Here is a 21183-nt window from a genome sequence, read left to right as displayed (position 1 = left end):
TTACAGAACATAGCGTAGGCGCAGTGCCGTTTGTTCAACAGGGGATAACGCGAGCCACTGTTCTCGGATTTCCACGGCTTCTTGCGGATAGTCGGTAATGAGTACATCGGCTCCCAGCGCCAACATGCGCAGCATTTGCCGTGGATTATTTACAGTCCATACATGTACTTGCTTACCTCCTTTGTGTGCACGGGCGATAAATTTTTCGTTAGTAATCGATTGATTGACCGCTAAGAATTGTGTATTCGCCTTAATGGGATCGCCAATGGATTGAGTGACGATAAGGCCAGTGTGAATGGAAGGGTCGAGTCGTTGCACTTCTTCAATGGCTCTTGCTTCGAGTGATGTAATGACCACTTGTTGTGTCATTTTCTCTTGTTGCAATAAGGCGACGACGGCCTGCGCTAAGCTGGGATCGGCTTGATTATATTTAAGCTCAATGTTCAAACCGATTTTGTTGCGTGCCTCATTAAGCATCTCTAGTAGTGTTGGTACGGATTCCCCTACAAAGGCGGCGCTGTGCCAACTCCCCGCATCAAGTTGTTGCATTTCACTCGCACTGAGGTTGGCAACTCGTCTGGGATCGCCCGCTATGCGCATCAAATCAGCATCGTGCAATACCATTAAGGTGCCATCGAATGCCGTTTGCACATCGATTTCGGCATAATCCGCCTTTTCTGCAATCGCTAAACGCAAAGCCGCAAGGGTATTTTCTGGTGCCCTAGCTGCGCCAGCACGGTGTGCAGTAATCAGGATGTCATCCCTTTGTGGTTCACTATTGAGGGCATATACCCCTAATCCCAACATGATTAAAAAAGTGCCGACCAACACCCCACTTATTGTATAAAGCGACAGTTCAGACGTTCTTTTTACTGTTTGTCGCCCAAGGCGTTCTAACCCTGCGGGTTTTTCTCCCAGCTGGCGGTATAACAGCAATATGATAAAGGCTTCGCCAAACATTCCGAGTAAGGACCATGCCGCGCTGAGCATAAAAATCAGTGCAGAGACGAGGGCCAATATGGCTAATTCTGCCGAAAGTGTCAGCGTAACCCTATCGAGTAAAGTATCGGCTCCCCAGGAAATCAGCAGTATTAAGGGATACACCAGAGCACCTATCCTCAACCACCAACCCGCAGCGTGCCACATAATCGGGCGTTCATTGCCTGCGCTTAATTGCCAACTGCGTTTGAGTGCCGTCAAAGCATCGGTCGTTTCACTCACAATAATTGTTAGTGAAAAGGCCGCTTTGGCCCACAGATATAAGGCAACAAGGACATAGATTATCGCTAAGAACGCCATACTCGTTAAGGCGAGATACCAGTCTATAGGCTTGAAATACAAGTAGTAATTGATGTCGTGTCCCTGTAGAAACACGCTGAAAATCAGATATCCTAACCCGATAAAAGGTACGCTGAGCAGCAATAAGCAAGCCGCATAAATGCTACCAAGGCGAATAAATACGGGTAAGCGCGCTGTCGCGAAAATCAGCGCCCGCACTGGGCCAATGGGAATATCATATAAGCCAGATGCTGCGAGAATCGTGACTCCAGCACGTTGGGTAAAAAACACGGTAAAGCTACTGAATAGAGTAATGACCATAAACAGCAAGCCATAGGGAGACATGGCAAAGGCGATTAAGTCGTAATTGGTAATGGTGACATTGCCCGTTTTGGCAATCAGATGGCGCAGTAGCCAGCCAAAAGACGGGACGATAATACCCGCCGACACTAAAGCGAATAACAGTTCAAATTCAATGAGTTTTCTACCGCAGCGACGAATGGCTTTAAGCGTGTCATGCCAGTAACTGTGTTCAGGATTGAGCATGCAGCTTCCTTAATCGTGCGAGTTGAGGACTGTAATTTAGCAGCGTTTCAGGTTGACGGTTAGTCATTCGTGCAATGTTTTAGATATGGGCAAGCCGTTAAAGTCTTCTTCTCAATGATTTTACAGAGGACGTATAAGTGGCTAGTCAAAGTATTGGTTTGGCTGCATTGGGTTTAGCCATTGCCTTTACCAAGATCTCGTTGATTCATATAGTGGGCTAATTGTGTCGCATCGGCATGGGGGCTGGCACTTAAGCCGTTGAACACACCCTGTTGATCGCTAATGGATCTATGCTGGCCGAGCTTTTCTTTTGCTTGAATCTCATCAATCAGAATTTTAAAGCCGACGATAGCTTGGCGTAGTTTCTGCTGATACTCATCCGGCATAATTTGTTTATCTTGCAATAGCTTAGGTTCGTACTTTGTGACTAGCTTGTCCAACATGTCTTGGGTTTCTGCATCACTCAGCAGGTTTGCGACACCATAACAATGCACCGCAGCATAATTCCATGTAGGCACAGCAGGTTTAGCGTCATACCAAGTTGGGGAAATGTAAGCGTGTGCGCCGCTGAAAACCACTAATACCCGCTGGCTTTCAAGCTCTTGCCAATGTGAGTTTGCCCGTGAAACATGACCATACAACACGCCTTTCTTTCCGACAGTTGCATCGAGTACAAAGGGAATATGGGTCGCATTAAGTGAGCTCGAAACCAGCAAACCAAAGCTGTTTTGCGTGATAAAAGCTGTGATGGCCTGCTGATCTGTCATCGCCATGTTCTTAGGGGTATACATTGTCTTCCTTGGGTTTCAACATTAGTGAAAGCGTTATATTACAAGGAAAAAGTTGGGAGTCGATAGGGGATTTGGAATGTTAGTTTGTGGCTTATTAAAATCAAAATCGTAGGGCTTGAACTCTGACTCGGAGATTAAACACTCGCATTACTGTGACTCGCAGTAAGTACATCCGTGTATGCTCGAACGTGGCATCCATGCCACGGACGGTCACATCCATGCGAGTGCTTAATCTAGTTAAGACCTGCGTATACACCTAGCCTCGTTAAAATCTGTGAATCAGTCTTGCCTAGACTGGTTCACGCACTGAATCCGATCATTTTTCGCAGTTTCTGGATAACTAATTTTTGCTAGCACTTGTTGAGTGAATCGAAAACTGACGAACGAGTTGCCCGACAAAATCTCATCTATGTGCCTAATGTTTGGCTCTATCGTAAAGCGACTAACAATATCATGGATATACAGTCGTATTTAAATGTAGATGCTTTTGAGTGTTTTTAACCTGATTAGCTTGCGCGTTTCCCCCGTCTAAAATTAACAAAACCCTTTAAAATCATTTTGATAAACTTAATTCAAGTTAGTTAATAGGTTTGGGAAACACGCATGCGCGTTTTTCCAGATAGTGTATTTAATAAAAAGCTGATAAGTTCTTTGCATACAAGTGGTTAACTGTGCGCTTTTTCACTGGTCCAACGAGGTAAACGCGCATGCGCACTAATAAAATGTTAGGCACTGCTATGGAAAGTATTTACCAATTTCAGATATTTGCAGACTATTTCCAGTTTGTTCTCATGGATGAGGAGTCAGATGATGATTTTTCTGAAATCTGGACAGATGAAGCATTTGAAAGAATGCTTGCCGTTGGTCGCAAGGCAGTTTGCCCTGGAACTCTGAGAAATGTAGACGTGCTCGTAGAAGTCAATATAAAGGACTCCGAACCTAGCATCGACCTCTCAAAATACGAGCATGCAGCAGAAGCATGTTTAGAAATCTCAAGTGGTAAATTGGTTGTAATGAACTGTACGGATGATTTGTCAAACGCCCCAAGAATTGCTCTCGAGCCAGGAATTTACAGGGTGCTGTTTTTAGTATCAGGAATTGAAACAATTAAGACAGAGTGGGAGCCGGCAAATGATAAATATGAAATTTATCTCTGGCGCAGCAACAAAGTAAATCCAAATTTGCTTAAAGATTGGCGTCTAAGCAATGCCTAACAATAGGTTCAAACCGTTCGCTTCGCTCACTGGGACGGGCTAAAGCCCGCCCCTTAACCAAACGTTAACCCATAGAAATTTTTATCCGAAATTGACGAGTTAGAGTTAAGGCTTTAACTCGAAATTGTCCAAAAGTATGTTGCGTATGTCCGGTGTCTTTTAAATCTACAAGTTATGCTAAAGCCAAAATGGTGAGCTAGGGTGATTTGCGAGACGACCGTCCGCCCCAAGGACGGGGCGGTCGAGCATCCATGGATGGACTTGCTGCGAGTCGATGAGCGAATGCCATGGCTCGCCCATCGGTAGGAGCCAACATTTAAGTTACCAAGTAACAAGTCATTTAGTCGTACTAACCCTCTTTTTTTAAGCGCTTTTGTCCAAAAGTGAGCCAGTGAATCACTCTGCACTAGACACCGCCAAAACATGCCCTTAAGCCCTGTTATCGGGTATTGGAGGGCATTTTTTACTCTAAAATGAATTATATACTTAAGAACTGATTCAAGCCATCTTGATGATGCCACATTATCAACATAACGAGTTTGTGATGGCGGCGCAGTTTCCTGAAATGTAAATTGCATAAGGCTAATGGCTAAATTAGATCGTTAATATGCGCGGGAGTTGATGAGATTAAGCACTGGCATGTAAGGGACCGTTCGTGACAGGGATGTCACGGTCGAGCCCTCAAGGATGAGTTTATGGCGCGTCACTGGAAAGCCAGTGCTTAATCATTTTCTGATTATTTGCACATTGCCGCACACTCAGTACAGGGTTACTTAGTTGACACAATCAACTAATCTCGGTATTGTTGATACAGTCAACTATATCGAGAGCCTTCTATGTCGTCATTGTCACTCAGTGAAACTTTGCACAGATTAGTGCATGCCTACAAAAAGCAATTGCGTAGCGATATTGCTGCACAAGAGATTGATTTACCTGTCACTCATATCCGTGCCTTGAAGGGCGTGTGTCGCAATCCTGAATCGACAGCTCAGTCTATTGCCCTGCGAATGCAGCGGGATAAAGCGCAAATTACCCGTGTTCTTAATGAGCTACAGCAGAGCGGGTTGATCACTAAAATCGATAACCCTAAGGATGGCCGCAGCCAGTTACTGCGACCCACGGCTGAGGGGGAAAAGATCATGACTCAGATCAATGCCTCAGAACGTAAAACTGTGGCGCGCATGACGCAGGCGCTCAGTTCAGACGAAGTCGATACTTTTATTAAACTTGCCAATAGGATTAGTAAAAGTGTGGATGATGCCGCTGCCGCCAAAAGTGAAACTGATTGCCTTACTCAAAAAAGACCATCTAGTCAGCCAAAAGATACGGCTGGAAAAGGAGCCATTGAGTTGCGCTTAACGGCAGAAAACGCAATAGGAGAAAATCATAATGAATAAACCTGCACCACGTGAGCTAGAAGTGATCCGCTCGACTTATATCACTCCGCATATGTTACGCATCACCTTAGGCGGTGCGGGATTGGCTGGATTTCCTGTCGATCAAGAGAGTGCCTATATCAAGTTGTTATTCCCACAAGCGGGTGAGCGTCCATTAATGCGAACTTACACTATCCGCCAGCAACGCGATGATGAAATCGATGTGGATTTTGTGCTGCACGATACCGACGGCCCCGCATCGAGTTGGGCGAAAACGGCGCAGGTGGGCGAACTCATTCAAATTGGTGGACCCGGGCTTAAAAAACTGATCAACTTTGAGGCGGATTGGTTTTTACTCGCAGGTGATATGACAGCCTTACCCGCCATTAGCGTGAATCTGGAAAAATTACCAAACAATGCAGTAGGTTACGCTGTGATTGAAGTATTGAGTGAAGCCGACATTCAGCCTCTAGTACATCCTGAACATGTCGAGCTGTATTGGGTGATCAATCCTGAAGCCGATCCCGAAGGCCGTCCTTTGGTCGAGCGAATAGCCCAATTACCTTGGCTTGCTGGCGAGCCAGCCGTGTGGATTGCCTGTGAATTTAATAGCATGCGCGCGTTGAGAAGGCATTTTAAGCAAGCGCATTCATTGCCTAAGAGCCATTTTTATACCTCGAGCTATTGGAAAATAGGCTGTAATGAGGGCGAGCACAAGCTGGTAAAACAAGAAGATGAGCAGTTAGAAAATGGGGCCAGTGCTTAAGCTTAAATCCTGTTCTTAAACAAACCGAGCCATTAAACAAAATAAGGTCGCCAAGTTTGATTTTGCGACCTTATTTTATTCGCTACTTATGCCACATTTGCGGCGAGTACGTGCATTTTACTGATGCACTAGCTTGCCATTCTTCACCACATCTTTGCAGGGATTGACGCCGTAGCTGTAGGCCAACTGCGCAGGCGTGGCGATATCCCACAGACAAAAATCGGCTTGTTTGCCAACGACTAAACTGCCGACGTTATCTTCAATTCCGAGTGCTTTGGCGGCATTTAAGGTGAGTCCGGTTAGGGCTTCTTCTGGCGTTAAGCGGAACAAGGTGCAGCCCATATTCAGCATCAACAGGGTTGAGCAAATGGGGGATGAACCTGGGTTAAAATCGCTGGCGAGTACCATAGGTACGCCGTATTGGCGCAATAAATCGATAGGTGGTTTTTGGGTTTCCCGCAAAAAGTAAAAGGCGCCCGGCAGCAGTACGGCGCAGGTGCCGCTTTCACTTAAGGCTTTTACGCCTGCCTCATCTAAATATTCGATATGATCCACAGACTTAGCACCAAGACGTGCGGCCAGTGCGCTACCGCCCATATTGGTTAGCTGCTCGGCGTGGAGTTTAATCTCTAAGCCCGCTGCTTTGGCTGCGCTGAGTACCCGTTCTGTTTGCTCAAGGTTAAAGGCGATATTCTCGCAGAACACATCCACTGCATCGGCAAGATTTTCGGCGATCACTGCGGGTAGCATCTTATTGATAATTAAGTCGACATAGCCGTCGCTATTGTCTTTATATTCTGGCGGAATTGCATGGGCGCCAAGGAATGTGGTCTTCACATCTACATGGTGATGCTTGCCGAGCTCGCGGGCGACACGCAGGATTTTCAATTCAGTTTCAGTATCTAAGCCGTAACCCGATTTGATCTCAACCGTAGTCACTCCTTCTTTGGCCAGCGCGTTTAAACGCTGACGGCCGAGTTCAAATAATTCTGCTTCATCCGCTTCGCGGCAAGCTTTAACGGTTGAAATAATGCCGCCACCTGCACGAGCAATTTCTTCGTAACTGGCGCCCTGTAGGCGTAACTCAAATTCATTGGCGCGATTACCGGCAAAGATTAAGTGGGTGTGGGCGTCAATTAATCCTGGGGTGATCCAACCGCCTTTGCCCCTGTAAACGGGAATTGACAAAACATCGAAGGCGGGCAGTTCGCTGCGGGGGCCAAGCCAAGCAATTTTGCCATCTTTTACTGCGATGGCCGCGTTGGTGATCGCACCATAAGGTGCTGATACGGAAGGGTCCATTGTGGCTAAGTTAACGTCTATCCAAACCTGATCCCAAGACATGTATTCCCCTCGCTGTGCTGGCAGATGTTAACCAAGTGATTAACGGTTTATTAAATTTATGTGAGCTGGCTTGTATTTACTTGTATATACAAGCTAGGATTGTAGCCGCAATTTTGAACGTTTGAAAGAGTGAATAGCACCTAGATTCTAGCGCTTTATATTGAGGAAATGTTTTGGCTACACCTAAGTTTGCAGAAATTAAGCAATACATTATCTCCTCTATTGAGTCGGGTGAGTGGGAAGAGCATGCTCGCGTGCCTTCTGAGAATCAGCTTGCCGATTTGTTTACCTGCAGCCGAATGACGGCGCGACGTGCGCTAACCGAGCTGACGGATAGCGGTGTGCTTGAGCGTTCTCAAGGGCTAGGCACTTTCGTCGCAGGGTGTAAATCCCAGTCGTCTATGTTGGCGATCCGCAATATTGCCGATGAGATAAAAGACCGCGGCCACGGCTATAGCGTACAGCAATGGGCGTTAGAGCAAGTCGCGGCGAGTACGAGTATCGCAATTTCCCTTGGACTTGAGCACGGTGCGACAGTATTCCATTCGATCTTAGTGCATTGCGAGCAGGGCTTACCGTTGCAAGTCGAGGAGCGTTACGTGAATCCCGAGTTGGTGCCAGACTATTTATTGCAGGATTTTACCTTGCAGACGCCCCACGAATATTTATCACAAGTGGCACCGTTGACCGAGGCGCATCACACGATTGAAGCGATTATCGCCAGTGAAGAATTACAGCAAAGGCTCGAAATCCCCGCCACTGAGCCCTGTTTACAGATTTTACGCCGCACTTGGTCACGCCAAGGCGTCGTGAGTTTCGCAAAATTAGTTCACCCAGGTAGCCGCTTTAAACTCGGCGGCCACTTAACCTTTAGCAAGTAACGCCAGTGGCGTGATTAACAGATGTAAATCAGTCACTCCAATAGCTGTACCTTTATAAGTTAAAAGATAAAAACACAATAAAAACAATAGTGCTAACCCGTATTAGCGACTTAGCGAATACGAGTTAGCACCACAGGTTGAAAGAGGAAAATTCAATGGATAAGCGCCACGACCCAAGCCGCCGTATTATTGCACCGCATGGCACACAATTAAGCTGTAAGAGTTGGCTCACAGAAGCGCCAATGCGTATGTTAATGAACAACTTACATCCAGATGTCGCCGAGCGCCCAGAAGACTTAGTCGTCTATGGTGGTATTGGCCGCGCCGCCCGCGATTGGGATTGCTACGACAAAATCATCGAAGTCTTACAACGCCTCGAAGATGACGAAACCTTATTAGTGCAATCGGGCAAACCTGTGGGCGTATTTCGCACCCACGCCGATGCACCTCGCGTGTTAATCGCTAACTCCAACCTAGTGCCACATTGGGCGAACTGGGAGCATTTCAATGAGTTAGATAAGTTAGGTTTGGCCATGTATGGCCAGATGACCGCAGGTTCTTGGATCTACATTGGTACTCAAGGCATAGTTCAAGGCACCTACGAGACCTTTGTGTCTGTAGCGAAACAGCACTTTGATGGTATCTCCAAAGGCAAATGGATCCTCACTGGCGGGCTAGGTGGCATGGGCGGCGCGCAAACGCTGGCGGGCACTATGGCCGGCTTCTCAGTGTTAGCCTGTGAAGTCGACGAGACCCGCATCGATTTCCGCCTGCGTACTCGCTATGTCGACAAAAAAGCTACTTCGCTCGATGAAGCATTAGCCATGATTGAAGAAGCGAACCAAGCTGGTAAGCCAGTATCCGTGGGTTTATTAGCGAATGCCGCCGATGTGTTTGCTGAATTAGTTAAACGCGGCGTTACCCCAGATGTGGTGACCGACCAAACCTCAGCCCACGATCCGCTAAATGGTTATTTGCCACAGGGTTGGACTATGGTTGAGGCTGCAGCCATGCGTAAAACCGACGAAGCGGGCGTAGTGAAAGCGGCGAAAGCCTCCATGGCGGTGCAAGTACAAGCCATGCTCGACCTGCAAACCGCGGGTGCAGCCACACTCGATTACGGTAACAACATTCGCCAAATGGCGTTTGAAATGGGCGTTGAAAACGCCTTCGATTTCCCAGGTTTTGTACCTGCTTATATTCGCCCACTGTTCTGTGAAGGCATTGGTCCATTCCGCTGGGTGGCGTTATCTGGCGATCCAGAAGATATCTATAAAACCGACGCTAAAGTCAAAGAACTGATCCCAGATAATCCACACCTGCACAATTGGTTAGACATGGCGCGTGAGCGTATCGCCTTCCAAGGTCTGCCTGCGCGTATCTGCTGGGTTGGCTTAAAAGATCGTGCTCGTTTAGCGTTAGCCTTTAATGAAATGGTTAGAAATGGTGAGTTGTCGGCGCCCGTGGTGATTGGCCGTGATCACTTAGATTCTGGCTCTGTTTCCAGCCCGAACCGCGAAACCGAATCTATGCTGGACGGCTCAGACGCAGTATCCGATTGGCCATTATTGAATGCACTACTCAACACCGCCAGTGGCGCAACTTGGGTGTCGCTGCACCACGGCGGCGGCGTCGGTATGGGCTTTAGCCAACATTCGGGTGTGGTGATTGTGTGCGACGGTACCGATGCGGCGGCAAAACGGGTTGGCCGTGTGCTGTGGAATGACCCAGCGACAGGCGTGATGCGCCATGCCGATGCGGGCTACGAGATTGCGAAAAACTGCGCCAAAGAGCAGGGGCTCGACTTACCTATGCAAGAGTAGCCGATGCTAACTTCTTAAAATAACAATAATAACTAAAAGCTTGGAGCTAAAAATATGAAATCTGTGAATCACTTAGTGTTAACGCCGGGCAGCTTGAGCCTAGCGCAATTACGCGAAATCAGCCGCCATAAGCTGACACTCGAACTCGCGCCAGAGGCCATTACCGACATCAACACCAGCGCGCAAATCGTGCAAAAAGTGTTAGATGAAGGCCGCACCGTTTATGGCATCAACACAGGTTTTGGCTTGTTGGCCAATACCAAGATAGCGCCCGAAGATCTGCAATTGCTGCAACGCTCTATCGTGTTGTCACACGCCGCTGGCACGGGGCAATACATGCAAGACGCCACAGTGCGCTTGATGATGGTGTTAAAAATCAATTCATTAAGCCGTGGCTTCTCGGGCATTCGTTTAGAAGTGATTAACTTCTTAATCAGTTTAGTAAACGCCGAAGTGTATCCCTGTGTGCCAGAAAAAGGCTCAGTGGGCGCATCGGGCGATTTAGCGCCACTGGCGCACATGTGTTTGCCTATGCTGGGCGAAGGCGAGATGAGCTATCGAGGTGAGTTAATTTCTGCCGCTGAAGGTTTAGAAATCGCGGGCCTCAAGCCAATCGATTTAGCGGCCAAAGAAGGGCTAGCTTTGCTTAACGGCACTCAAGCGTCGACTGCGCTGGCGCTGGAAGGGTTGTTCCATGCTGAAGACTTGTTCGCAGCAAGTTCAGTGATCGGTGCCATGAGCGTCGAAGCGGCTATGGGCAGCCGTAGCCCGTTTGATCCTCGCATCCATGCGGCGCGTGGTCAGAAAGGTCAAATCGATTCGGCCATGGTCTTCCGTCATCTACTGGGTGAAGAGTCTGAGATCAGCTTAAGTCACGCTAACTGTGAAAAGGTGCAAGATCCTTACTCACTGCGCTGTCAGCCACAGGTGTTGGGTGCTTGTTTAACGCAAATTCGCCATGCGGCCGATGTGTTAGGCACTGAAGCCAACGGCGTAACCGATAATCCACTGGTGTTCCAAGACACGGGCGATATCATTTCAGGCGGTAACTTCCACGCTGAACCTGTGGCTATGGCAGCGGATAATCTGGCGATTGCGATTGCCGAGCTGGGTTCTATTGCCGAGCGTCGTATTGCACTGCTAATCGATTCTAGCCTGTCGAAATTACCCCCTTTCCTAGTGAAAAACGGTGGCGTTAACTCAGGCTTTATGATCGCCCAAGTGACGGCGGCGGCATTGGCGTCCGAGAACAAAACCTACGCACATCCGGCATCAGTTGACAGCTTGCCAACATCGGCTAACCAAGAAGATCATGTTTCTATGGCGACCTTTGCTGCCCGCCGCTTGCGCGATATGAGCGAAAATACCCGTGGTGTACTGGCAATTGAATTGTTAGCGGCGGCTCAGGGTTTAGATTTTCGCGCTCCTTTAGCCCCAAGTGCTGCAGTGGCTAAGGCTAAAGCCGAATTGCGTGAAGTCGTCGCCTATTACGATAAAGACAGATACTTCGCGCCAGATATCGAAGCCGCGACCGATTTGTTGTATACAGCGAGCTTTAACACTTATCTGCCTGCAGGAACGCTAGCCAGCTTTTAGGCGTTTGTTTTAGTTTAATGGTTGAACAGGTGTTTACTCCGCGGGAATAGGCTGCACTGAGGCGCTTTTGTTATCGCGCCCAGATTTTGCACCTCAATGTGCTAAAAATAAGCGTTAAAAGGCAAAATTTAAGGTGCAGGCAGATTGCTTGTGCCTTTTTCTTTGGTTTTTATCTGCTTTTCCTCGATCTTTGTCTTTGCCATTTTGGTGTGTTTAACACCGCAGACTCTGCACTTTTTACCCTAATCTTTACATTGTCAGTTTTTGTGGCTATCTATCCCTCTAGAAACCGTTACCTTTGTGTTTTTATCCGCCATCATTATGCATATTTGAATGCATGTAATCATTTTTAATAACCACAACCATATGATGTGGGACAATATGGGGTTGCCATGTTGGACAAAATGTCTTTTGTGGTTTATTGGTTTTTAATTCCTTAAATTGTGCTTTTATTATCATTTACTGGTCTTTGGTGCTTTATTTGAAGTGTTTTTCGGAGTTAAGTTCTGTGGTTGTTTATTTGGGATCTTGATCTCATGTCATTATTTGTTATCTATTTCTTCTTTGGGGATAATCTTAAATTAAGTGTGGTCTTTAGTAGGACTCACTCAATCGGTTGCCATTTTTACCACAGCAACCACTAGACTCATAACGACAAGAGTGTGAGAGGACGCAATGAACAGACGCCAGTTTTTTAGACTGTGTGCTGCCGGAGCTGCCACCTCAGCAATTTCAGCGTTGGGATTCATGTCCGAAAAGGCCTATGCGGCCGTTCGAGAATTCAAACTCATTAGCGCGAAAGAAACCCGCAATAACTGCTGCTATTGCTCAGTGGGTTGCGGATTGCTGATGTACAGCAAAGGAAGTAACGGCAAAAACGCCGAACAAAGTATTTTCCATATCGAAGGGGATGCAGACCATCCAGTTAACCGCGGGGCCTTGTGTCCTAAGGGTGCTGGTCTAGTGGATTATGTGAACAGCCCTAATCGTCTTAAATATCCTGAGTACCGTGCGCCAGGCAGTAATGAATGGACTCGTATCAGCTGGACTGAAGCTTACCAACGCATCGCCCGTCTGATGAAGAATGACCGTGATGCTAACTTGATTGAAAAGAATTCTGCTGGGATGACGGTTAACCGTTGGCTTAGCACTGGGATGATGACCTCGTCGGCGATGCCGAATGAAGGCGGCTATATCACCCAGAAATTTGCACGGGCACTGGGCCTAGTTGCAATCGATACTATTGCGCGTAACTGACACTCTCCAACGGTAGCAAGTCTTGCTCCGACATTTGGACGTGGTGCCATGACCAACCACTGGATCGATATTAAAAACTCTAATTTGATCATTATTATGGGCGGTAATGCTGCAGAGGCTCACCCTGTCGGATTCGGCTGGGTTACAGAAGCTATGCAACATAACAACGCTAAACTTTTGGTGGTCGATCCTCGCTTCACCCGTAGCGCCGCTGTGGCCGATTACTATGCGCCGATCCGCTCGGGCACAGATATCGCCTTCCTGCTCGGGGTGATCCGCTATCTTATTGAAACCAAACAAGTGAACTACGACTATGTGAAGGCTTATACCAATGCCAGTTACATAGTGCGCGAAGACTTCTCTTTTAGTGAAGGTCTGTTCAGTGGTTTCGATGAAGAAACAGATAGCTACAATAAAGAGTCTTGGTACTACGAGTTAGACGAACAGGGTTACGCGAAAATCGATCCTAGCTTCGAACATCCACGCTGTGTGTGGAACTTAATGAAGCAACATGTAGAACGCTATGACTTTGAAACAGTAAGCAATATTACCGGTACGCCGATTGCGGACTATGAGATCGTTTGCCAACAAATTGGTAGCACTCATACCCACGATAGAGCCGCGACCTTTATGTATGCCTTAGGTTGGACTCACCACAGTAAAGGGGCGCAGAACATTCGCTCTATGGCCATGGTGCAGTTGCTGCTGGGTAACATTGGGGTGTTGGGCGGTGGTGTTAACGCTCTGCGCGGACACTCGAACGTGCAAGGCGCGACCGATATGGGTTTATTGTGTCAAAGCTTGCCCGGTTACCTCAAGTTGCCGAACGAAAAAGACATTAATCTTAAAACCTATCTCCACAACTATACCCCTGTCGCTCTGCGTCCGGGTCAAACCAACTATTGGCAAAATTACCCTAAATTCTTTGTTTCACAAATGAAGAGCTTTTGGGGCGATAACGCCACGGTTGAAAATGACTTTGGTTATGACTGGTTGCCGAAATGGGACAAGCAGTACGACTTTACTAAACACTTAGATATGGCTTTCCACGGCGAAGTGAATGGCTACATTATCCAAGGTGTTAACGCCATTAACTCTATGCCAAACCGTAATAAGGTACTCAAAGCCTTGAGTAATCTTAAATACATGGTGGTGTTAGATGCCTTGGCAACGGAAACCGCAACCTTCTGGCAAAATGCCGATGGCTTCAATGAAGTCAATCCCGCTGAAATTATGACGGAAGTGTTCCGTTTACCTACGACATGTTTTGCCGAGGAAGAAGGTTCCATCGTCAACTCTGGCCGTTGGATGCAGTGGCATTGGAAGGGCGCTAACCCGCCGGGTGAAGCCAAGCCAGATGCTGAGATTCTCTCCGGCGTCTTAATGGCAATGCGTGAACTGTACAAACAAGAGGGCGGTAAGCTGCCTGAACCAGTGCACGCGATGAGCTGGAATTACCACAATCCTCACTCACCGCACGCTGAAGAAATCGCTCGCGAGCTTAACGGTAAGGATCTCGTGACTCAACGTCAGCTCAGTAGTTTTGCTGAACTGAAAGCTGATGGTAGTACCGCCAGCGCCTGTTGGATTTACGCGGGTTCTTGGACCGAAGAAGGCAACTTGATGGCTCGCCGTGACAACCATGATCCTTCCGGTAAAGGTGTTACTCCGGGTTGGGCATTTGCTTGGCCAGCAAACCGTCGTGTGCTGTATAACCGCGCTTCTTGCGATATCAACGGCAAACCTTGGGATCCAAAACGCACTATCGTCGAGTGGGTTGACGGTAAGTGGCACGGTATCGATGTGGGCGACTTCAATATGAAGTTAACACCACAGGAATCCGCTGGCCCCTTCATCATGCAACCCGAAGGTGTGGGTCGTTTCTTCGCCCTTAAATTATTGGCCGAAGGTCCGTTCCCTGAGCACTACGAGCCGATGGAGTCGCCTATTGGGTTGAACCCGTTACACAAGATCACCAGTAACCCTGCGGTACGTATGTTACCGGGTGTGAAGGAAACCTTAGGCTCCCATAAGGACTTCCCTTATGTGGCAACTACTTACTGTGTAACTGAACACTTTAACTTCTGGTCTACGCATGCTCGTTTAGCTGCGATTTCTATGCCTGAAACCTTCGTCGAAATCGATGAAATGTTAGCGGCAGAAAAAGGTATCGCCAATGGGGATTGGGTCACTGTCAGCTCTAAACGCGGCAGCATTGAAACCAAAGCCTTAGTGACTAAACGGCTACAGCCGTTAAAGGTAAATGGCCAGTTAGTCCATACCGTCGGGTTACCCCGTCACGGCAGCCATAATGCACTCACTCGTAAGAGTTACTCCTGTAACGTACTCACCACGGAAGTGGGGGATGCAAATACACAGGTGCCTGAGTTCAAAGCATTTTTGGTTAACATCACTAAAGCGGAGGGGATCTGATTATGGCATCACAAGACATTATCCGCCGCTCCGGTACTTCAGCGGTGACGCCTGCGGCAAAGGGGCGTAATTCATCAGAAAAGGTCGCTAAGCTGTTCGACGCCACTAAGTGTAATGGCTGTAAAGCCTGCCAAGTGGCGTGTTCTGAGTGGAATGATTTACGGGAAGAGGTGGGCACCTTCCAAGGCAGTTACCAAAACCCTATGTCGCTATCGGGCCAATGTTGGACCCTGATGGAGTTCCATGAGGTGATGGAAAGCAACAAGCTGCGTTGGCAATTTACCCACTCGGCCTGTATGCACTGTGCTGACCCTGCCTGCTTAACGGCCTGTTCGACCTCGGGCGCGATTATCCAGCACGCCAATGGTGTGGTGGACTTCGATTCGGACAAATGTATCGGCTGCGGTTATTGCGCCAGTGCTTGTCCTTTCGATGTGCCCAAAATCGATCCTAAGGATAACAAGGCCTACAAGTGCACTATGTGCTCTGACCGTTTGGCGGTGGGATTGGAACCTTCCTGCGTTAAGTCCTGTACCACAGGGGCGCTGCGTTTTGGCACCCGTGAGGACATGTTGTTCTACTCGCAAAAACGGGTCGAAGAACTGAAGGAAAAGGGCTTTGCTAAGGCAGGACTTTATAACCCTGAGGGTGTAGGTGGCACGGGTATGATGATGATATTGCACGATATCGATCAGCCCGAAAGCTACAACATGCCTGATAACCCGCAGATCCCACTGTCACTTACTCTGTGGCAGGACTGGGTCAAACCTTTAGGCACTATGGGCATTCTTGCCACTGCCGCCGTCGCTTGTCTGCATAAGATCACCGTCGGTCGCAACATAGTCGAAGAAGACCAACCGGGTTATCAACCGCCAGAGGAAGAGGCTAAGCAGGAAGAGGGGGCCGACAAATGAGCAAGCATGATAAGCAAGAAATGATAGTGCGTCACAAGCTGTTCGATCGCATCTGTCATTGGTTCATTGTGGCGGTTGGCCTAGTGACATTTCTCACTGGCTTTTCCTTCTTCTATCCATCGTTTCAATGGCTTGGGGCGATAGCGGGCACACCGCAATTGGCGAAGTTTATTCATCCCATTGCGGGCTTGATGATGTGCTTACCGCTGATGTTGATGTTGGTGCGTTACTACAAACACAACAAATGGGAAAAGCACGACCTCGCTTGGATGCTCGCCATTAAGGATGTGATGTTCGAGAACGAGGAGAAAATCCCGCCTATCGGCCATTACAACCCTGGGCAAAAGGTATTGTTTCGCGCCTTCGTGCTGACATCTATCACTTTAACGGTGACGGGAATCATCATGTGGCAGCCTTACTTTGCGCCCTATTTCTCAGCCACTGTGGTGGGTTGGGCCATTCTGTTGCACGCCATTTGTGCGCTCATCATGTTGATTTTTGTGATGGTGCATTTCTGGATGGCGACGTGGGTGGAAGGGTCGGTTACAGGCATGCTTTACGGCAAAGTCTCTAAGGCTTGGTGCCGCAAACATCACCCTGTGATGTTGGATGAACATTCGGACGTGGAGAAACATTAATGAGTCATACAGCCGAGATACCTCTGGCCCAAGGCAGCGAATCGCCGCTGGAACTTAAACCGTTAAAAGCGGCAGATCCCCAAGCTGTGTATCACAGAAGGGCGCAGCGTTTGCTGTCATTGGCCAAGGACTCGCCGCTGGCTGACTACTTTGAGCTATGTCGCCGTTTGGTCTCTATACAGGCCAGGTTAGCGCAGGAGGCTGACTTCGGTAAGCTTCTCGCTTGGGGGAAAGATGAGGCGACTCCGCTTTCCCTTTTGGGCTCAGAGGCAGATAGCTATTGGCAAGGACTGCTACAGCAACTGTTAAGTGATTTGTTGCCGCAGGTGGATGAATCCATAGCTCGGGTAGTGCGTTTGTTGATGCAGCAATCACCCGAGCAACTGAGTTCGTGGGGGCGTTCACTACGGCAAGGGCATGTCAGTGAAGTGCCTGCCCGTTTTAGCTTATTCATCTGGGCAGCGATGGGCGTTTATTGGTCGCATTGGGCACCTATGGTCATCAAGCGGATGGATCAGCGCAAGGTGGCGCAGCAGAGTATGTGTCCCGTGTGTGGATGTCATCCGGTGGCGAGTGTGATTGTCGATCAGCCTCGAGCTGGTTTGCGCTACCTGCATTGCAGTCTGTGCGAGAGCGAATGGCATTACATTCGCGCCCATTGCACCAGTTGCGGTCAGGACAAAGAGATGACGATTTGGTCGCTAGATGATGCCAAGGCTCAAGTGCGGATCGAAAGCTGCGATGAATGTCATGGCTATACCAAGATGATGTTCGTCGAAAACTCGCCGTCTATGGATGTGGCGGCAGACGATCTCGCAACCTTGATGTTAGACAGTGAGCTAAATGCTAAGGGCTTTGGGGCAACAACACTGAACCCACTGCTACTGGCCCACGAAACCACGTAAGCCACATAGCTTAAACAAATGCGGGAGGGAGTCGGGTTGCTGATCCCTTCCTGCTTTTTATAAACCAATGGCAATAATATAAACAAAATGACACAGATGATGACCCAAGCACCTGAAACACTACAAGTTCTGTACCGAGCTTTGCCTTCAATGGATAGCCTACTTGCAGAGCCTAGTTTTGTGGTATTGCAGCAGTCCTACGGCAAAGCGGCAGTAAAGGTCGCACTGGATACCCAGTTAAAGGCGGCGCGCAGCTTAATCGGCCGCGAGCACTGTTTGCCGACATGGTGTTGCGAGCTTGCGCAATTGCACAGATGTTTGGTTGATCAACTGTCTAACGATTACAGCCACAGCTTAAAACCCGTGTGGAATCTCACTGGCACCATATTGCATACCAACCTTGGCCGAGCGCAACAGTCAGAAGCGGCAATTCGAGCCGTGACTTCTGTTATGCGCTACCCAACACCGCTGGAGTTTGAGCTTGCGGCAGGTGAACGTGGTCACAGGGATAATGCGATCAGTGCTTTAATCCAGCGCTTAACGGGTGCCGAGGCTTGTTGTGTCGTGAATAACAATGCCGCAGCTGTGTTGTTGATGCTGTCAGCGGTGGCAGCGGGGAAAGAAGTCATAGTCTCCCGTGGTGAGTTGGTGGAAATTGGCGGCGCGTTTCGCATCCCTGACATTATGCGCCAAGCGGGTTGCACCTTAGTCGAGGTCGGCAGCACCAATCGGACTCACCTTAAGGATTATGAGCAGGCCATTACTGAAAATACCGCTGCGATAATGAAGGTCCACACCAGTAATTATCATATCAGTGGCTTTACTGCCGCAGTGGAGGAGGCAAGGCTGGGTCAGTTATGCCGTGAGCGTGGCATATCACTCATTTCGGATCTTGGTAGTGGATCACTGACGGATCTGCGCCGCTTTGGCCTAAAACAAGAACCTACGCCCCAAGCCATGCTAGCCGATGGGGTCGATTTAGTGAGTTTTTCCGGCGATAAACTATTGGGTGGCCCTCAGTCTGGTTTGATCGTTGGCAAACAGTCGCTGATTAAGCAGTTACAGAGTCATCCACTAAAGCGCGCCCTGCGTTGCGATAAGCTGATCTTGGCGGCGTTAGAAGCGACATTGATCCACTATCTTCACCCTGAAACCTTAGACATTGAGCTGCCTATTATGGCGAAATTTGCCCGTAGCCAAGAGGCGTTATGGCAGATTGGTCGTCGCTTACAGCAAGCTTTGGTTCCACACTTTGAACCTTGTTATCGCATTGAGTTAGTCGAGTGCCAAACACAGGTCGGCAGTGGCTCGCAGCCAGATACTTTTTTACCCTCAGTGGCGCTGTGTTTTACCGCACTCAATGGCGGCAGTTTAAGCCTATTAGAGCAACATTTTAAGCAGGCGGCACGCCCTATCATAGGTCGTATGAGTCAGGACCAACTCAGGTTAGATCTGCGCGGTCTTGATAGTGAAGCCGAACTCCTCGCCGAGTTGAGCACTTTAGGTGTGCAGTTGTGATCATTGTTACTGCGGGTCATGTCGATCATGGCAAGAGTACGCTTATTCGCGCTTTGACGGGGATGAATACCGATCGTCTGCCGGAGGAAAAACGCCGTGGTATGACGATCGATCTTGGCTATGCGTTTATGCCACTTCGAGATGGTTCGCGGCTTGCTTTTATTGATGTGCCCGGCCACGAAAAATTTATCAACAACATGCTGGTGGGCGTGAGTCATGCTCGACACGCCCTGTTGGTGATGGCCTGTGACGATGGCGTAATGCCGCAAACCCGTGAGCATCTGCAAATTCTTGCGCTCTTACCTTTGCACAGTTTGACCTTAGTGCTAACTAAGCGGGATTTAGTTGATAGTGGCACGGCGGCACAGCTTGTCGCCGATGGACTCACTTTGCTCGCCGAGTATGGCATTGAGGCCAGTGGTGTTTTTGAAGTGTCGGCGAATGGAACCGCCGACTTAGCATCCAATGGCGTGGCGGCGCTGAAGGCGCATATTCTTGATTTAGGTGAGCAAGAGTCAAAGCGAGCGGAGGATGCCAGCAGCTTTAGGATGACGCTCGATCGCGCCTTTAGTGTGAAAGGTGCGGGTTGTGTCGTGACTGGCACAGTGATCAGCGGCAGCGTATGTGTGGGGGATAGTCTTTTTAGCTCAGGGCAAAAGGCCAAACTCAGAGTGCGAGGCATACATTGTCAGGGACAAGAAGCCCAAAGGGCTGTCACGGGTACACGCGTAGCACTCAATTTAACCAGCGTTGATAACCATAGGGAGCCAGAGCGTGGCGATTGGCTGAGCAGTTTGCCTCAAGCCGAGCTCTGTAGTCGCCCTGTTGTGCACATTCGAGCCTTCGATTTTTTAGGCAGTGAGTCATTGGTGCATTGGCAAAATGTCCACAGTCACCATGGCGCTGATCATACTTTAGGTCGAGTTTCCCTGTTAAATGAAGCTGATGAAGAAGGCTTCTGTCTGGCGGAGTTGGTACTCGAAAAGCCGCTACTCCTATGCCAAGACGATCGAATTGTCCTGCGACACATTGGGGGAAAACAGACTTTAGGTGCGGGGCGAGTGTTGGCGCTGAAAGTCCCTAATCGTAAGAAACGCACGCCTGAACGAGTCGCGAGATTGCTGCAATTAGCGCGTTTGGATAATCCTGCCCATGTGGTGGCTTTACTCGGCCAAACTCAGGCGCTAGAGCTTGATGAAATCGCGTGGCGTTGGCAATTAACCGACGAAGGGCTGGCAATGCTGTTAGCCCAAGCGGGTTTAGTTCGTTTTGGGGCATTTGCTATAGCGACAAGTTTACTTGAGCAAGAAAAACAACAGTTTATTACTTTACTTAACGAGTTCCATCAACAGCATCCTGACCAACTTGGGCTTGGGCGTAATCGCTTGCAGCGCATGAGCCACAGCGCTTTGCCGCCCGAATTAGCCAATAAAGTGCTCGACACGCTTTGCCAAGAAGGTCGCATGGTGCTGCGTGGTGCCTTGTTGCAGCTCGCTGAACACAAAATAGTGCTAGATGCTGAGGCTCAGCATTGTTGGCAGGCACTTGCGCCTTGGCTGGCTCAGCAAACCGCCCCTGTATGGGTCACCGAAATGGGCGAATACCTTGCGCTAGAACCTGCCAAATTAAGGCTGCTGTGTTTCCAGCTGGTGCAGCAGGGATTTATTACTGCTGTGGTGAAGGACAGATATTTGCTCAGCGAGCAAATCTGTTACTACGCCAGCTTAGTGCGTACTCATATTGCAGAACACGGCAAGCTCGAAACGGCAGAATTTAAAGACATGGTTGGGCTTGGGCGTAAGGTGAGTATTCAACTGCTTGAGTTCTTTGACAGAAGTGGTTTTACCCGTAGGAAGTATCGCAGTAATAGCCGAGAAGTTCGGGATGCGGAGTTGTTTTTTTC

The 21183-nt window shown here is 48.8% G+C and carries 14 protein-coding genes and 1 pseudogene; 12 read left to right on the top strand and 3 right to left on the bottom strand.

The window, feature by feature from the left end; translation table 11 throughout:
* Together L5M37_RS16325 and L5M37_RS16320 are read right to left on the bottom strand one after the other, a co-directional pair.
* The gene (locus tag L5M37_RS16325; protein WP_263201232.1) at positions 1-1824 is read right to left on the bottom strand and encodes a glycerophosphodiester phosphodiesterase; all 1824 of its coding nucleotides are present in this window, start codon (positions 1822-1824) and stop codon (positions 1-3) included.
* Between the two features lie 173 nt (positions 1825-1997).
* Positions 1998-2615, bottom strand: coding sequence for an FMN-binding negative transcriptional regulator (locus L5M37_RS16320; RefSeq protein WP_263201230.1), 618 nt, complete (start codon positions 2613-2615; stop codon positions 1998-2000).
* 707 nt (positions 2616-3322) lie between these two features.
* On the opposite strand from L5M37_RS16320, the gene L5M37_RS16315 reads away from it, so the two are divergent.
* The 3 genes from L5M37_RS16315 to L5M37_RS16305 all read left to right on the top strand — a co-directional run bounded on the left by L5M37_RS16315 (position 3323) and on the right by L5M37_RS16305 (position 5971).
* The gene (locus L5M37_RS16315) at positions 3323-3829 is read left to right on the top strand and encodes a hypothetical protein (RefSeq protein WP_263201229.1); all 507 of its coding nucleotides are present in this window, start codon (positions 3323-3325) and stop codon (positions 3827-3829) included.
* Positions 3830-4665: 836 nt separating this feature from the next.
* Positions 4666-5226 (top strand): MarR family winged helix-turn-helix transcriptional regulator, encoded by a 561-nt coding sequence (locus L5M37_RS16310; protein ID WP_263201227.1) that lies wholly within the window; start codon positions 4666-4668, stop codon positions 5224-5226.
* Positions 5219-5971 (top strand): siderophore-interacting protein, encoded by a 753-nt coding sequence (locus tag L5M37_RS16305; RefSeq protein WP_263201225.1) that lies wholly within the window; start codon positions 5219-5221, stop codon positions 5969-5971. Before L5M37_RS16310 ends, L5M37_RS16305 begins: the two co-directional genes overlap by 8 nt.
* 117 nt (positions 5972-6088) lie before the next feature.
* Here the strand turns inward: L5M37_RS16305 and hutI are convergent, their stop codons facing one another.
* Complete coding sequence (gene hutI, locus L5M37_RS16300) at positions 6089-7315, bottom strand: imidazolonepropionase (protein ID WP_263183230.1); 1227 nt, start codon at positions 7313-7315, stop codon at positions 6089-6091.
* A 173-nt stretch (positions 7316-7488) separates the two neighbouring features.
* Between hutI and hutC the strand changes: the two genes are divergently transcribed.
* The 9 genes and pseudogenes from hutC to selB all read left to right on the top strand — a co-directional run.
* A complete protein-coding gene (gene hutC, locus L5M37_RS16295; RefSeq protein ID WP_263201223.1) occupies positions 7489-8196 on the top strand; it encodes a histidine utilization repressor in 708 nt (235 codons plus the stop codon).
* A gap of 155 nt (positions 8197-8351) precedes the next feature.
* Entirely contained in the window at positions 8352-10019 is a 1668-nt protein-coding gene (gene hutU, locus L5M37_RS16290; protein WP_263201221.1) for a urocanate hydratase, read from the top strand.
* A 54-nt stretch (positions 10020-10073) separates the two neighbouring features.
* Positions 10074-11615: a histidine ammonia-lyase gene (gene hutH, locus L5M37_RS16285; protein WP_173242519.1), complete on the top strand. Its 1542-nt coding sequence runs from the start codon at positions 10074-10076 to the stop codon at positions 11613-11615.
* A 675-nt stretch (positions 11616-12290) separates the two neighbouring features.
* Complete coding sequence (gene fdnG / locus L5M37_RS16280) at positions 12291-15305, top strand: formate dehydrogenase-N subunit alpha (RefSeq protein WP_263201220.1); 3015 nt, start codon at positions 12291-12293, stop codon at positions 15303-15305.
* Positions 15306-15307: 2 nt separating this feature from the next.
* Positions 15308-16219 carry a formate dehydrogenase subunit beta gene (gene fdxH / locus L5M37_RS16275; protein WP_275956790.1) on the top strand — a complete coding sequence of 304 codons (912 nt, stop codon included), beginning with the start codon at positions 15308-15310 and terminating at the stop codon, positions 16217-16219.
* The gene (locus tag L5M37_RS16270; RefSeq protein WP_011982054.1) at positions 16216-16857 is read left to right on the top strand and encodes a formate dehydrogenase subunit gamma; all 642 of its coding nucleotides are present in this window, start codon (positions 16216-16218) and stop codon (positions 16855-16857) included. The genes fdxH and L5M37_RS16270 overlap by 4 nt, the downstream gene beginning before the upstream one ends.
* Positions 16857-17762 (top strand): formate dehydrogenase accessory protein FdhE, encoded by a 906-nt coding sequence (gene fdhE / locus L5M37_RS16265; RefSeq protein WP_168826884.1) that lies wholly within the window; start codon positions 16857-16859, stop codon positions 17760-17762. The genes L5M37_RS16270 and fdhE overlap by 1 nt, the downstream gene beginning before the upstream one ends.
* 96 nt (positions 17763-17858) lie before the next feature.
* A complete protein-coding gene (gene selA / locus L5M37_RS16260; protein WP_263201218.1) occupies positions 17859-19280 on the top strand; it encodes an L-seryl-tRNA(Sec) selenium transferase in 1422 nt (473 codons plus the stop codon).
* Positions 19277-21124, top strand: a pseudogene (selB, locus tag L5M37_RS24160) (selenocysteine-specific translation elongation factor); the annotation flags it as partial. The gene selA and the pseudogene selB, both read left to right, overlap by 4 nt.
* Positions 21125-21183 lie beyond the last annotated feature (59 nt).

Source organism: Shewanella sp. SM69 (assembly GCF_025653985.1).
GTDB lineage: Bacteria > Pseudomonadota > Gammaproteobacteria > Enterobacterales > Shewanellaceae > Shewanella > Shewanella oncorhynchi.
Note: the sequence above shows the minus strand (reverse complement) of the source record. Positions and strands in the feature narration are given on the sequence as shown.